This is a genomic window from Caulobacter sp. GW821-FHT10C03 (genome assembly GCF_059415485.1).
Map to the genome: position 1 here is coordinate 94,163 of NZ_JBWKNI010000012.1, position 13,516 is coordinate 107,678.

18 protein-coding genes are annotated in these 13,516 nt (G+C 70.6%); 16 read left to right on the plus strand and 2 right to left on the minus strand.

The genetic code is table 11. The features are described from left to right. The first annotated feature begins 18 nt into the window (after positions 1-18). The 10 genes from AC07NG_RS16545 (at position 19) to AC07NG_RS16590 (ending at position 8,613) form a co-directional block, all read left to right on the plus strand. The gene (locus AC07NG_RS16545) at positions 19-690 is read left to right on the plus strand and encodes an OmpH family outer membrane protein (protein WP_110117793.1); all 672 of its coding nucleotides are present in this window, start codon (positions 19-21) and stop codon (positions 688-690) included. A 135-nt stretch (positions 691-825) separates the two neighbouring features. Beyond that, positions 826-1,851 carry a UDP-3-O-(3-hydroxymyristoyl)glucosamine N-acyltransferase gene (lpxD, locus tag AC07NG_RS16550; protein ID WP_494595166.1) on the plus strand — a complete coding sequence of 342 codons (1,026 nt, stop codon included), beginning with the start codon at positions 826-828 and terminating at the stop codon, positions 1,849-1,851. Continuing rightward, positions 1,848-2,324, plus strand: a complete 477-nt coding sequence (gene fabZ, locus AC07NG_RS16555; RefSeq protein ID WP_487288756.1) for a 3-hydroxyacyl-ACP dehydratase FabZ — start codon at positions 1,848-1,850, stop codon at positions 2,322-2,324. The genes lpxD and fabZ overlap by 4 nt, the downstream gene beginning before the upstream one ends. Further along, entirely contained in the window at positions 2,321-3,115 is a 795-nt protein-coding gene (lpxA, locus tag AC07NG_RS16560; protein ID WP_494595168.1) for an acyl-ACP--UDP-N-acetylglucosamine O-acyltransferase, read from the plus strand. The genes fabZ and lpxA overlap by 4 nt, the downstream gene beginning before the upstream one ends. Positions 3,116-3,117: 2 nt before the next feature. After that, the gene (gene lpxI / locus AC07NG_RS16565; RefSeq protein WP_492855534.1) at positions 3,118-3,951 is read left to right on the plus strand and encodes a UDP-2,3-diacylglucosamine diphosphatase; all 834 of its coding nucleotides are present in this window, start codon (positions 3,118-3,120) and stop codon (positions 3,949-3,951) included. Further along, entirely contained in the window at positions 3,951-5,162 is a 1,212-nt protein-coding gene (gene lpxB / locus AC07NG_RS16570; RefSeq protein ID WP_494595170.1) for a lipid-A-disaccharide synthase, read from the plus strand. Before lpxI ends, lpxB begins: the two co-directional genes overlap by 1 nt. 69 nt (positions 5,163-5,231) lie before the next feature. Further along, positions 5,232-6,911, plus strand: a complete 1,680-nt coding sequence (gene fliK / locus AC07NG_RS16575) for a flagellar hook-length control protein FliK (RefSeq protein WP_494595172.1) — start codon at positions 5,232-5,234, stop codon at positions 6,909-6,911. Next, on the plus strand, positions 6,908-7,171 hold the full coding sequence (locus AC07NG_RS16580) for an EscU/YscU/HrcU family type III secretion system export apparatus switch protein (protein WP_110117814.1): 264 nt from the start codon (positions 6,908-6,910) through the stop codon (positions 7,169-7,171). Before fliK ends, AC07NG_RS16580 begins: the two co-directional genes overlap by 4 nt. A gap of 91 nt (positions 7,172-7,262) precedes the next feature. Then, the gene (locus AC07NG_RS16585; RefSeq protein ID WP_494595174.1) at positions 7,263-7,967 is read left to right on the plus strand and encodes a glutathione S-transferase N-terminal domain-containing protein; all 705 of its coding nucleotides are present in this window, start codon (positions 7,263-7,265) and stop codon (positions 7,965-7,967) included. Between the two features lie 73 nt (positions 7,968-8,040). Continuing rightward, entirely contained in the window at positions 8,041-8,613 is a 573-nt protein-coding gene (locus AC07NG_RS16590; RefSeq protein WP_494595176.1) for a 2'-5' RNA ligase family protein, read from the plus strand. 9 nt (positions 8,614-8,622) lie between these two features. Here AC07NG_RS16590 and AC07NG_RS16595 read toward each other — a convergent pair whose 3' ends face one another. Together AC07NG_RS16595 and AC07NG_RS16600 are read right to left on the minus strand one after the other, a co-directional pair. Further along, a complete protein-coding gene (locus AC07NG_RS16595; protein ID WP_494595177.1) occupies positions 8,623-9,078 on the minus strand; it encodes a YbaN family protein in 456 nt (151 codons plus the stop codon). Continuing rightward, positions 9,056-9,658 carry a biliverdin-producing heme oxygenase gene (locus AC07NG_RS16600; protein WP_494595178.1) on the minus strand — a complete coding sequence of 201 codons (603 nt, stop codon included), beginning with the start codon at positions 9,656-9,658 and terminating at the stop codon, positions 9,056-9,058. The genes AC07NG_RS16595 and AC07NG_RS16600 overlap by 23 nt, the downstream gene beginning before the upstream one ends. A 128-nt stretch (positions 9,659-9,786) precedes the next feature. On the opposite strand from AC07NG_RS16600, the gene AC07NG_RS16605 reads away from it, so the two are divergent. The 6 genes from AC07NG_RS16605 to panB all read left to right on the plus strand — a co-directional run bounded on the left by AC07NG_RS16605 (position 9,787) and on the right by panB (position 13,323). Next, a complete protein-coding gene (locus tag AC07NG_RS16605) occupies positions 9,787-10,134 on the plus strand; it encodes an ArsC family reductase (RefSeq protein ID WP_110117806.1) in 348 nt (115 codons plus the stop codon). Positions 10,135-10,266: 132 nt separating this feature from the next. After that, entirely contained in the window at positions 10,267-10,944 is a 678-nt protein-coding gene (locus AC07NG_RS16610) for an HAD hydrolase-like protein (RefSeq protein ID WP_494595180.1), read from the plus strand. Positions 10,945-11,062: 118 nt separating this feature from the next. Next, positions 11,063-11,461, plus strand: coding sequence for a DUF6249 domain-containing protein (locus AC07NG_RS16615; RefSeq protein ID WP_487288743.1), 399 nt, complete (start codon positions 11,063-11,065; stop codon positions 11,459-11,461). A 33-nt stretch (positions 11,462-11,494) separates the two neighbouring features. After that, positions 11,495-12,067, plus strand: coding sequence for an RNA polymerase sigma factor (locus tag AC07NG_RS16620; protein WP_487288742.1), 573 nt, complete (start codon positions 11,495-11,497; stop codon positions 12,065-12,067). Further along, positions 12,060-12,440, plus strand: a complete 381-nt coding sequence (locus AC07NG_RS16625) for a hypothetical protein (protein WP_487288740.1) — start codon at positions 12,060-12,062, stop codon at positions 12,438-12,440. Before AC07NG_RS16620 ends, AC07NG_RS16625 begins: the two co-directional genes overlap by 8 nt. Positions 12,441-12,495: 55 nt before the next feature. Next, complete coding sequence (gene panB / locus AC07NG_RS16630; protein WP_487288739.1) at positions 12,496-13,323, plus strand: 3-methyl-2-oxobutanoate hydroxymethyltransferase; 828 nt, start codon at positions 12,496-12,498, stop codon at positions 13,321-13,323. The last annotated feature ends 193 nt before the right edge of the window (positions 13,324-13,516 follow it).

The following is a 13,516-nucleotide window of genomic DNA, read 5'->3' on the forward strand; positions in this document are numbered from 1 at the left end:
CACAAGGCTCTTGACAGCATGTCCTCCAAGTTCTTCGCCGCGGCCGCTTCGGGCCTGGCCGCGCTCGCCGTGGCTTCCGGCGCTTTCGCGCAAGCCGCCGCTCCGCTCGCCAAGGCTCCGGCCGCCCCGGCCGCTCCGCCGATCACCCACGGCGCGGCGATCCCGAGCCTGTGCGTGTTCTCGGCCGGCGCCGTTCGCGGCACCTCGGCCACCGGCAAGGCGCTCGACGCCCGCCTGAAGGCCCTGCAGACCACGGCCGAGTCGCCGCTGGCCGCCCGTGAAAAGGCCCTGCAGACCAAGATCGACGCCTTCAACGCCGCCGCCAAGACCCCGGCCGCCGACATCACCGCTCGCGAAAAGCAGAAGTCGGACCTGGAACTGGAGCAGAGCGCCCTGCAGCGCGACGCCGCCCACACCCAGATGGAACTGGTCGCCACGGCCAACACCGCCCAGCAGCAGTACCAGGTGGAACTGCAGCCGGCCGTGATCGCCGCCTATCAGCAAAAGGCCTGCGGCCTGCTGGTCGAGCGCAACGCCGTGGCCATCTTCAACCCGGCCATGGACATCACCCCGCAGGTCGTCAGCCTGCTGGACGCCCGTGGCAAGGCCACGTCGTTCCAGGCCCTGGAACGCACCAAGCTGACCCCGCAGCAGGCCGCCCAACTGGCCGCCGAACTGCAGCGGAACTAAGGACTAAGAGGGCCCCGCCCGGCTTCTCGCCGGGCGGGCGCCTTCCGTTACGGCATTGACTCGGGACGGCTTTCGGCCGCCTACACTTCGTCCGTATCGGGCGATTCCCGGGACGGCCGTCGTCGAGAGGTTTCCATGCCGGACCCCCGCTTTTTCGAGACCCTGGGTCCGGTTTCCGTGTCCGATCTGGCCCTGGCCGGCGGCGCCGAACTTTCCGATCCGACCCTGGGCGAGCGCCTGATCGCCACCGTCGCGCCGCTGGACGGCGCCGGGCCGGACGCCGTCTCCTTCCTTTCCGATCCGCGCCGGGCCGCCGGCCTGTCGGCCTGCAAGGCGGGCGCGATCTTCATGAAGCCCCAGCATCGCGAGTTCGCGCCGGATGGCTGCGCCGCGCTGCTCACCCCCCATCCCCAGGCGGCCTGGGCCGCTGCCGTCGCGCGCCTCTACGCGCCGCGCCGCCACGAGCCGGGCTCGGCCGCCATCCATCCCTCCGCCGTGCTGGAGGATGGCGTGCGCCTGTCGCCCGGCGCGGTGATCGGCCAGGACGTCCGCATCGGCCGCAATACGGTGATCGGACCTGGCGCGGTGATCGGTCCCGGCGTGGCCATCGGCCGCGACTGCGTGATCGGCGCCAACGCCGTGGTCGGCTTCGCCCTGATCGGCGACCGTGTCAGCCTGCACGCCGGCTCGGCGGTGGGCGAGGCCGGGTTCGGCGCGGCCGGCGGCCCCAAGGGCGTCGTCGACCTGCCGCAGCTGGGCCGCGTGGTCCTGCAGGACGGCGTCACCCTGGGCGCCAACAGCTGCATCGACCGCGGCGCGTTCGACGACACCACGGTGGGCGAAAACACCAAGATCGATAATCTGGTCCACGTTGCGCACAACGTGCAGCTTGGCCGAAACTGCCTGCTGGCGGCCTACACCGGGCTGTCGGGCAGCACGGTCGTCGGCGACGGCGTCGCCTTCGGCGGCAAGGCCGGCGTCGCCGACCACTTGAAGATCGGCGCCGGCGCCAGCATCGGGGCCTCGGCCTCGGTGTTCAAGAACGTGCCGGCCGGCGAGACATGGACAGGGTTTCCCGCGCGCCCCATCAAGCGGTGGCTGAGGGAAACGGCATGGCTGTCGCGCAGCGCGCGCAGTCGGGGGATGAAAGACGAGGCATGAGCCAGACCGAAACCGCGGCCCCGCAGACCGACATCGACATCGCCGAGATCCTCAACCGGATCCCGCACCGCTATCCGTTCCTGCTGGTCGACCGCGCCGAAGCCTATGTCCCGCACCAGTCGATCGTCGGCATCAAGTGCGTGACCGTCAACGAGCCGTTCTTCCAGGGCCACTTCCCGGGCAACCCGGTGATGCCCGGCGTGTTGATCATCGAGGCCCTGGCCCAGACGGGCGCGGTGCTGATGAGCAAGTCGCTGGAAGTCGACACCGAGGGCAAGACGATCTTCTTCATGTCGGTCGACAACGCCCGCTTCCGCAACCCCGTGCGCCCGGGCGACGTCCTGCGCATGGAGGTCGAGGTGCTGCGCGCGCGTTCGACCATCTTCAAGTTCAAGGGCGTGGCCAAGATCGGCGACAAGGTCGCCGCCGAGGTCGAGTTCGCCGCCATGGTCGTGGAGACCCCGACGAAATGACCAAAGTCCATCCGACCGCCATCGTCGACGCCGCCGCCAAGCTGGGCCAGGACGTCGAAATCGGGCCGTTCTGCATCGTCGGCCCCGACGTGACCCTGGGCGACCGCGTGCGCCTGCTGTCGCATGTGGTGGTCGATGGCGTCACCACCATCGGCGAGGACACCGTGGTCCACGCCTTCTCGGCCCTGGGCGGTCCGCCGCAGCACCTGGGCTACAAGGGCGAGCGCACCCAGCTGGTCATCGGTCCGCGCAACACGATCCGCGAGCAGGTGACGATGAACACCGGCACGGCTTCGGGCCGCGGCGTGACCACCATCGGCGCCGACGGCTTCTTCATGGCCGAGGCCCACGTGGCCCACGACTGCACGGTCGGCGACAATGTCGTGCTGGCCAAGGGCGCGACCCTGGGCGGCCATGTCGACGTCGGCAACTTCGTGTTCGTCGGCGGCCTGGCGGCCATCCACCAGTTCTCGCGCGTCGGCCGCTACAGCTTCATCGGCGGCCTGGCCGCCGTGACCAAGGACGTCATTCCGTACGGTTCGGTGTGGGGCAACCACGCCCACCTCGAGGGTCTGAATCTCGTGGGCCTCAAGCGCCGTGGCTTCTCGCGCGAGGCGATCAACGCCCTGCGCTCGGCCTACCGCATGATGTTCGCCGACGAAGGCACCTTCCAGGAGCGCCTGGACGACGCGGCCGAGACCTACGCCTCCATTCCCGAGGTGATGGAAATCATCGCGTTCATCCGCGACGAGGGCAACCGCCCGCTCTGCCTGCCCGAACGCGAGGTCTAGTCTTGCGCAAGCTCGGACTGATCGCCGGCGGCGGGGCCCTGCCGATCGAACTGGCCGCCCACTGCGAGCGCGCCTCCCGTCCGTTCGCCGTCATGCGGCTCAAGGGCTTCGCCGACGCGACGCTGGAGCAGTACGCGGGCATCGAGGTCGGTCTGGCCGAATTCGGCAAGGCCTTCAAGGCGCTGAAGGAAGAGGGCTGCGAGGCCGTCTGCTTCGCCGGCACGGTCGATCGCCCCGACTTCTCGGCCCTGATCCCCGACTTCCGGGGCGTGAAGGTGCTGCCGGGCCTGATCAAGGCCGCGCGCGAGGGCGACGACGCCCTGCTGCGCCGCGTGCTGACCGAGTTCGAGAAGGAAGGTTTCGTCGTCGAAGGCGCCCATGAGGTGCGCGGCGAGATGACCCTGCCGTCCGGACCGCTGGGCCGCTACGCCCCGCGCGCCGAGCACGGCGCCGACATCGACCGCGCCCTGACCGTCGCCCGCGCCATCGGCGGGCTCGACGTGGGGCAGGGGGCCGTGGTCTGCGACGGCCTCGTCCTGGCCGTCGAGGCCCAGGAGGGCACCGACGCCATGCTGCGCCGGGTGGCCGACCTGCCCCAGGCGATCCGCGGCTGTCCCGAGGCGCCCAAGGGAGTGCTGGCCAAGGCGCCCAAGCCGATCCAGGAGACCAAGGTCGACCTGCCGACCATCGGCGTCGCCACCATCCAGCGCGCCGCGCGCGCGGGCCTGGCCGGCGTGGTCGGCGAGGCTGGCCGCCTGCTGATCGTCGATCGCGAGCAGGTCATCGCCTGCGCCGACGACCTGGGCCTCTTCGTCTACGGCGTCGAGCCGGGCTGATGACCGCCGAGGTGTCCAGCGCTCGACCGCTGACGGTCATGCTGGTCGCGGCCGAGGCCTCGGGCGACAATCTCGGCGCGGGCCTAGCCCGGGTCCTGCGGGCGCGCCTGGGCGACCAGGTCCGCTTCGTCGGCCTAGGCGGCGCGCGCATGGCGGCCGAAGGGGTGCAGAGCCCGTTCGATATCGCCGAGCTGTCGATCCTGGGCCTGTTCGAGGGGCTGAAGGCCTATCCGCGCGTCCTGCGCCGCCTGAAGGACGTCGAGGCCGTGGCGGTACGCGAAAAGCCCGACGTCGCCGTGCTGATCGACTCCTGGGGCTTCAACATCCGCCTGGCCAAGCGCCTGCGCGCGCTCGACCCGTCGATCGCCTTGATCAAGTACGTCGCGCCGCAGGTCTGGGCCTCGCGCCCGGGCCGCGCGGCGACCCTGGCCCAGGCCGTCGATCTGCTGCTGGCCACCCAGCCGATGGACAAGCCGTTCTTCGACGCCGTGGGCCTGCCCAGCGTCTTCGTGGGCAACCCGGCCCTGGCCCGCGACTTCAGCGGCGCCGACGCCGCCCGAACCCGCGCCGCGATCGGGGCAGGGCCGGATGATCCGATCCTCGCCGTCCTGCCGGGCAGCCGTCCGTCCGAGATCGAGCGCGTGCTGCCCGCCTTCGAGGACGCCGTGCGCCTGCTCAAGGCTGAGCGCCCGGGCCTGCACGTCGTCGTGCCCGCCGCCTCGACCGTGGTCACAGCCGTCAAGGCGCGTGTCGCGGGCTGGCCGTTCCGCGCTCACGTGATCGAGGACGACCTGGCCAAGGACGACGCCATGAAGGCCGCCACGGTGGCCCTGGCCTGTTCGGGCACGGTGACCATCGAGCTGGCCCTGGCCGGCGCGCCGATGGTGGTCGGCTACAAGATCGGCGCCATCAGCTACGCGCTCCTCAAGCGGCTGATGACGCCGCGCTGGGTGACCCTGTTCAACATCGCCGCCGACCGCGAGGTCGCGCCCGAATTGCTGCAGCACGACTGCACCGGCGAGCGCCTGGCGGCCGAGCTGGCCAAGCGTCTGGACGACCCGGCCCTGCGCCGGCGTCAGGTGGCCGAGCAATACGCGGCCCTCGACAAGCTGGGGCGCGGTCTGCCCGATCCGGCCGAAGCCGCCGCCGACGCCATGCTCGATTTCCTCGAAAGCCGAGCCGCCCAAAGTCGAGGCGCTGGGCGGGCTTAAGACCCGCTTCACGCCTGTGGATTAATCTTGCGGAAACCCTGCGCGCATCGCGCGCTCGTGGAGCCCGCCGTGTCGGTTCAACCGCTTGGACCCGCTGTCCCGACGTCCGCCTCGGTCATGCCGACGGCGATGGTCGCGCCCGCCGGTCCGCAAGGCGGCCAGACCGGGCAGCCGGGCCTGCCGCCGCCGGCCATGCTGGCCCAGAAGGCCCTGGCCGAAGCCGCCGAGACCCTGGGACGGATCGCGACCGAGGCCGGCGCCCAGACCGCGCCCGAGACCGCCGACACCGTCGAGAGCCTGCTCAAGGGCGGCGCCACCGGCCAGGCCCGCGAGATCCTGCTGTCCAGCCCCACGGTGCAGGCCAAGGCCGTCTCCGACCTCGTCGGTCGCGCCGCGCCCGCTCAGGGCGGCATGGCGCCGCTGCTGGCCGACCTGGAGCGGGTCTCGATCTCGCCCGACGCCCCCGCCGTCGTCCGCCAGGCCGCCGCCAACATGCTGGCCCTGCGCTCGCCGATCGACGGCGCGGTGACCGCCGGCGAAATCCGCCAGGCCTTCAGCCGTTCGGGCCTGTTCATGGAGCAGCGCCTGGCCGAGGAGGCCGAGCCCGGCGCCGCGCCTTTGGCGGCAAAGGACCTCAAGGCCGCCATGCTGGTGCTGCGCGCCGCCGTCGCCAGCTGGAGCGCCCAGACCGGCCCGGCCGGACCTTCGTCCACGGCGGCTTCCACGACGCCCTCGCAGACACCGTCGGCCGCCGGATCGACCTCCGCCGCCGCGACGTCGCCGGCCTTGCCCGCCCCGCTCCAGACCGAAGCTGATCCGGTCTCGACCTCGACCATCCAGACGGCCGGCGCGCCTGCGCAGCCCGCGGTGGCGGAGGAGGGGGCTCCGACCCCGCTTGCCCGCCCTGCGTCGGCCTCCGCCACGCCCGTCGAGCCCGAGACGGCGCCTCCCGCTCCAGCCGCGCCCGACGAAGCCGAGACGCCCATCGCCCGTTTCCTGGCCGCCGTCGCCCCACGCCCCACGCCGCAGCAGGCCGCCCAGCCCGCCGCCGCCCTGTTCGTCCTGGCCCAGGAGGCCGCCGCCGGCTTCGAGGAACCGGTAGTGCGCCAACCCCTGGTCCAGACGCCCCTGACGCCGCCCGGAAAGGGACCGCCGCCGCCGTTCGCCGGCGGACCGGTCGTCGCCCAGGCGGCCGTGACCTCGACCCTGGCCCATGACGCGCCGCCCGCCACGGTCGCTCATCAACTGTCCAAGGGCGTCGACGCCGCCCTGGCCCGCCAGGAACTGATGCAGGTCGCCTCGCTGCCCGAGCGCGCCGACGTCGCCCGAGCCGCCCAGCCCCTCGATGGCCGCGCCGTGGAGGAGAAGACCGGCCCCCGCTGGGTGTTCGACGTGCCCTTCGCCACGCCCCAGGGATCGTCCGTCGCCCAGTTCGAGATCAGCCGCGACGGCGGTGGCGGCGGGGCCGCCGGCGGACCGGACGAGGCCCGCACCTGGAAGGTCCGCTTCTCGCTCGACGTCGAGCCCATGGGCCGCATCGACGCCCAGCTGGCCCTGACCGGCGAGCGGGCCCGCGTGTCGCTGTGGGCCGAACGGACCGAGACCATGAACCGCCTGCGCGGCGGCCAGGAGATCCTCGACGCCGCCCTGCGCGAGGCCGCCCTGGAGCCGGAAGTGGCCTTCCACGCTTCGCCGGCGCCGGTCGCCGCGCCGCCGGCGCCTGGCCGCTTCGTGGACCGCGCCACATGACCCGCGTTTCCGGTCCCCGCATCGCCGTCGCCCTGCGCTACGACGCGCCCGACGCCCCGCGCGTGGTCGCCAGCGGCCGCGGCTGGGTTGGCGACAAGATCGTCGAGACCGCCCGCGAGCACGGCGTGCCGCTGGAGGAGAACCCGGCCCTGGCCCAGGCCCTGTCGACCATCCCGATGGAGGAGGAGATCCCCGAGGCGCTCTACGTCGCCGTGGCCGAGATCCTGGGCTTCATCCTGCGCACCGCCGCCAAGAGCTGAAACCCGAACTGAAACCAATAAAGTTGCGATAGGGGGCTGGGGTTGGCCCATGCGGCGCCTATATCGACCGGGACCCTTCCCAGGAGCTCCCATGTCCGACCTCTCGGCCTTCCCGATCGCCAGCCGCTGGCCCGCCGCTCATCCCGACCGTATCCAGCTCTATTCGCTGCCCACGCCCAACGGCGTGAAGGTGTCGATCATCCTGGAAGAGCTGGGCCTGCCCTACGAGCCGCACCTGATCGACATCGGCAAGAACGAGACCTGGACCCCGGAATTCCTCAGCCTCAACCCCAACGGCAAGATCCCGGCGATCATCGATCCCGACGGCCCGGGCGGGAAGCCGCTGGGCCTGTTCGAGAGCGGCGCGATCCTCGTCTATCTGGCCGAGAAGACCGGCAAGCTGCTGCCGGCCGATCCGGCCGCCCGCTACGAGACCCTGCAGTGGGTGTTCTTCCAGATGGCGGCCGTGGGGCCGATGTTCGGCCAGCTGGGCTTTTTCCATAAGTTCGCCGGCCGCGAATACGAGGACAAGCGCCCGCTGGAGCGCTACCGCGCCGAGAGCCAGCGTCTGCTGGGCGTGTTGGAGACCCGCCTGGAGGGCCGCGACTGGATCATGGGCGACGACTACACGATCGCTGACATCGCCACGCTCGGCTGGGTGCGCAACCTCGTCGGTTTCTACGATGCGGCCGATCTGGTCGACTACAAGAGCCTGAAGAACGTCCCGGCCTGGCTGGAGCGGGGTCTCGCCCGTCCGGCCGTGCAGCGCGGCCTCAACATTCCGGCGCGTCCGTAAGCTCGACGAAAGGGCAGGCGGCGAGCGCCGTCCGCCCTTTCAACGGCCGCCGATTCCGCTCAAGAAACTGGGCATGTCGCTCTTTCCCGAACTCGACGTCCCGCCGTCCGACCGCCTGTTCTTCGGGATCTTCCCCGAGCCGCCCGTCGCCGAGGCCATCGCCGGCCGGGCGCGCGACCTGAAGGGCCGCCTGGACCTCTCCGGCGCGCCGCTGACGCCCGACCGCTTCCACGTCACCCTGCATCACATCGGCGACTACGCCGGCCTGCCGCGCGGCATCGTCGCCCAGGCCCTGGAGGCCGGCGCGGCTGTCGCCGCGACCTCGGCGCCGTTCGAGGTGACCTTCGACAAGGCCGCCAGCTTCAACAACCGCGGCAACAACCCCTTCGTCCTGCAAGGCGGGGAGGGGCTGGTCGGCCTGCACGCCTTCCAGAAGGCGCTGGGCCTGGCCATGGCCCATGCGGGCCTGGGCAAGCAGGTCGCCAGGCAGTTCAATCCGCACGTGACGCTGCTCTACGACCGCGGTCTGGCGCCTGAGACGGCGGTGGAGCCGGTGTCGTGGCCGGTCTCCGAGTTCGTGCTGATCCACAGCCTGCTGGGCCAGACCCGGCACATCGTGCTCGGGCGCTGGCCCCTCAAGGGCTGAGCGCGCGTATCAGGCCGCCGGCGGCTCCGGCCGCGACACCACGAAGGCCGCGCAGGCGGCCATGATCGCGCCGACCAGCAGGCCTAGCCAGAGCTTGGGCCGCGCCGCCAGCAGGAACACCGCCATGCCGCCCGCCATGCCCAGGCACGCGGCGATCTTGGCCTTGCGGGGAATGGCCTTGTTGGCCCGCCAGGCGCGCACCGAGGGGCCGAACTTCGGATGGTTCAGCAGCCAGGCCTCCAGCTTCGGCGAAGACTTGCCGAAACAGCCGGCGGCCAGGATCAGGAACACCGTCGTCGGCATCAGCGGCAGGAACGCCCCGACGATGCCCAGCGCCGTGAAGGCGAAGCCGGCCACGAGATAGCCGATCCGCACCCCGCGCGACGTGGCGGGCGCGCTGACGGCTTCGAGCCCCGTCGAAGGGAGCTCGTCGGCGGGGATCTCAGCGGAAGGCGGCGTCGACATAGGCCTGCACCTGCGAAAAGGCGGCTTTCGCCCCGGCTATGGCGCGGGCCTCTCCGGCCGCGTCGAGATCGGCCGCGTCCAGCGCGGCGGTGAATTGTCGCCAGTGGGCGGCGCGGCCGTCGGGATGGCCGGCCAGATGGCGCGCGCCGAAGGTCTCGCCCAGTCCCAGCTTGGCGGCCGCCTTGAACAGGAACGCCGCGCCCAGGTTCGAGCCCTCGGCGACGTAGAGCCAGCCCAGCCCCGTCGCCAGGTCCGGCTCTTCGTCGGCCGTGAAGGCCGGCGGCGGCAGGTCCTCCAGGGCGGGCAGGCCAAGATCGGCGCGGTCGGCCTCGATCGCCGCCAGCCGCCGGCGGCCTTCCAGGTCCGGCAGGCGCTGGGCCAGTTCGGGCCGCTGGTAGAGGGCGTCGATGTCGCGATGGAAGCGCTGCTGCACCTCCAGGAACCGTCCATAACGCTCGCGATCCTCGAACGGCCGGCCGGCCATGATGCTCTTGTCGAGCCGCTCGTGGGTCTGGGTCGTTCCGGCCTTCAGGCGCTTGGCGAGGCTTTCGGCGTTGGCGAGATCGGTCATGGCGTTCATGGGGTGAATGTCGCCCCCTCGCGATTGAGACGCAACTGCTCTGGATCAAATCCGCCTCGTACTTTGGCGAAAATGCTAATCCGTCGGAGGAGAGCCCGACTCGCGGGCGAAGTTCTGGAGCGCGTCCGGTGACGGTGACGATCTACGGCATCAAGGCCTGCGACACGATGAAGAAGGCCCGCACCTGGCTCGACGAGCGCGGCGTGGCCTACGCCTTCCACGACTACAAGGTCGCCGGGATCGACCGCGCCAGCGTCGAGGGCTGGGTCGCGCAGCTGGGCTGGGAGACGGTGCTGAACCGCGCCGGCACGACCTTCCGCAAGCTGCCCGACGCCGACAAGACCGGGATCGACGCGGCCAAGGCGGTCGACCTGATGCTGGCCCAGCCGTCGATGATCAAGCGGCCGATCCTCGATATCGACGGCAAGCTGCTGGCCGGCTTCAAGCCCGAGGCCTATGCGGCGGTTCTCGCCTGAAGCGTGAAACAGCGCTTGCGCGAAATACGCGAGTTGGCGAACTTTGGGGCGACAACCGCGGCAAACAGCGGCTAAGTCTTTGGGAAACGGCCGGACTCTGTGACCAGAGAATGGCGACGACAGGATGATTGAGTGGGCGTGACTTCGGGGCTTCCTTACGATCTGGCGATCTTCGATTTCGACGGCACGCTGGCCGACAGCGGCGCCGTGGTGCTGAAGCTCGTCAATCCGATGGCCAGGATCTACGGCTTCAAGAGCGTCACCGACGAGGAAGTCGAGATGCTCCGTGGTCGTCCCAATCGCGAGATCATCAAGTACCTGGGCGTCTCGGCCTGGAAGATCCCGATCATCGCCGCCCACGGCAAGAAGCTGATGGCCGCCGAGATCGGCTCGATCGGACTGTTCCCGGGCGTTCCGGACATGCTGCGCGCCCTGGCGGCGGGCGGCGTGCGCCTGGCCGTGGTCAGCTCCAACAGCGAAGCCACGATCCGCACCGTGCTGGGTCCCGACCTCGCCAAGCTGATCGACCACTACGGCTGCGGCGCCTCGCTGTTCGGCAAGGCCAAGAAGTTCCTCAAGGTGATCAAGACCGCCGGCGTGCGGCCCGGCCGGGTGATCTCCATCGGCGACGAGACCCGCGACATCGACGCGGCAAACGCCCTGGGCCTGGCGTCCGGCGCCGTCACCTGGGGCTACGCCACCCGCCAGCTGCTGGTCGACCACACCCCGACCGTGCTGCTCGACGCCGTCGAGGACATCGTCGCCAGCCTTGCGCCTCAACGGACCGCCGCGGCCGTCGCAACGGCTTGATCCGCCTTACGAAAGTTTCATCTCGCTAGGCGCCTCCAAACGGCGCCGCCAAAGCCTCTTCCCTATACGAGACGAAAGCGACAGGCTCTCGTCGAAAACATTCCGAGGGGAACGAGTCATGGAACTTGGCATCCTGGTGCCGCTGGCGCCGTTCATCATGGTCGTCTGCATCGTCTGCATCCCGATGTGGCTGAAGAGCCGCGAGCGCCGGGAGATGCAGGCCACCGTCCGCGCCGCCATTGAGAAGGGCCAGGCGCTGCCGCCCGAGTTGATCGAGGCGCTGAGCAAGGAAGTCAAACCGCCGAAGGAATCCTCGGCCCTGCGCGACATGCGCGTGGGCGTGATCCTGATCGCCGTCGGCGGCGGTCTCGCCGTGCTGGGCTTCATGCTCGGCCAGGTCGAGAACGAGGCGCTGCACCCGATTCTCGGCGTCGCCGCCATCCCGGCCCTGATCGGCGTCGCCTATGTGGTCCTGAGCTTCTTCAACCCCAACAAGGGCGCGCGGCCTCTGAACTGAGGCCGTCCGCTGGGGAAGAGGGGACTTGTCATCATGGGTGTTCAACGCCCGCCAACCACCGGTCACGACGTCGAGCTGGCGGCCCTCGCCGCCACCGGCGACCGCGCCGCCTTCGGGGAGCTCGTGCGCAGGCACGGCTCGGCCGTACGGGGGCTGCTGCGTCGCCTCGGCGCCGATCCGGCCACGGCCGACGACGTCGCCCAGGACGCCTTCCTGGTCGGCTTCGAGCAGATCGCCGAATATCGCGGCGAGGGCTCCTTCGGCGGCTGGATCAAGAAGACCGCCGCGCGGCTCTATCTGCGCAAGGTCAAGCGCGACTCGCGCCTGATCTTCTCGGACGAGACGCCGGAGGATCCTTCGCCCGCGACCAGCGCCTCGCCGGGCGACCGGCTCGACCTGGACGAGGCTCTCAAGGGCCTGTCGCGCGGCGAGCAGCTGTGCGTCTCGCTGTGCTACGGCGCCGACTGGTCGCACGCCGAGGCGGCGGAGGCCTTGAATATCCCGATCGGGACGGTCAAATCCCATGTCAAACGTGGTCTCGATAAGCTCCGGGCCAGACTGGCCCCGTCACCGGACTCATCTGCGCGGAGGGAAGGTCATGGTTGATCGCGACTTCGACGCCCAGCTTTCGCGGCTGTTCGCCGCCCCGCCGGCCTTTTCCGACGCCGAAGCCTTTCAGGCCAAGGTCGAGCGGCGGCTCGATCGCGGCTGGGCCATGCGTCGCCTGCTGATCGGCGCGGCCGGCGCCGTCGCCGGCGTGGTGGCGGTGGGGCAACTGATCACCAGCCGCTTCGCCTCGGACCTGCAGCACGCTTCCGCGCAGGGCGTCACCAGCATGGACATGGGCGTCGACAAGCTGATGGGGCGGATCGACCAGTTCGTCGCCACGCCGGCCAGCGTCGAAACCCTGTGGCTTGGCGCGGCGCTTGCGGCTATCGCTCTGGCCTTCGCCGTCACCCGACTGGTCGAAGAGTTCTAATTCCGGAGGGCGGCCCCCGTCGCGCTCCGGTCATCGAAGAGAGCCGGAGCGAGTCTTGTCCGCCCATCGCCAGGAGACGGTCCGCCGTCTCGCCGCCCCCGATATCGCCGCCCGCAAGGGCGGCGTTCCGATCGTCTGCCTCACCGCCTACACCGCCCCGGTGGCGGCCGCCCTCGACGACGCCTGCGACGTGCTGCTGGTCGGCGATTCGCTGGGCATGGTCGTCCACGGCCTGCCCAACACGGTCGGCGTGACCATGGAGATGATGATCCTGCACGGCCAGGCGGTCATGCGCGGCTCCCGCAAGGCCATGGTCGTCGTCGACATGCCCTTCGGCTCCTACGAGGGCGCGCCGGAAGAGGCCTACGCCAACGCCGTCCGCATCATGAAGGAGACCGGGGCCCAGGCCGTGAAGGTCGAGAGCGGCCCCACCGTGCCCCAGACCATCCGCTACCTCGTCGATCGCGGCGTGCCGGTGATGGGCCATGTGGGCCTGCGCCCGCAGGCGGTGCTGGTCGACGGCGGCTTCAAGGCCAAGGGCCGCGACGAGGAAGGCCGCCAGAAGATCCTGGCCGAGGCCCGCGCCACCGCCGAGGCCGGCGCCTTCGCCGTGGTGGTCGAGGGCGTCGCCGAGGCCCTGGCCCGCGAGATCACCGAGACGATCGCCCCGCCGACCATCGGCATCGGCGCCTCGGCCGGCTGCGACGGCCAGGTGCTGGTCAGCGACGACATGCTGGGCCTGTTCGACTGGACGCCCAAGTTCGTGCGCCGCTACGCCGACCTGAAGGGCCAGATCGAAAAGGCCGCCGCCGACTACGCCCGCGACGTCAAGGACCGCAGCTTCCCCGGCGCGGCCGAGACGTACTACGCCAAGAAGGACTGACCTCTTTTCCCCTCTCCCCTTGCGGGAGAGGGTGGCCTCCGAAGGAGGTCGGGTGAGGGGTCTCTCAAAACCATCCGCCACGAACCTGGGCGAAGCCTCGAACGTTTGAGAAACCCCTCATCCGTCGGCTTCGCCGCCACCTTCTCCCGCAAGGGGAGAAGGACCCTGATCCCGCCGTTGCGGCGGCGGCGGA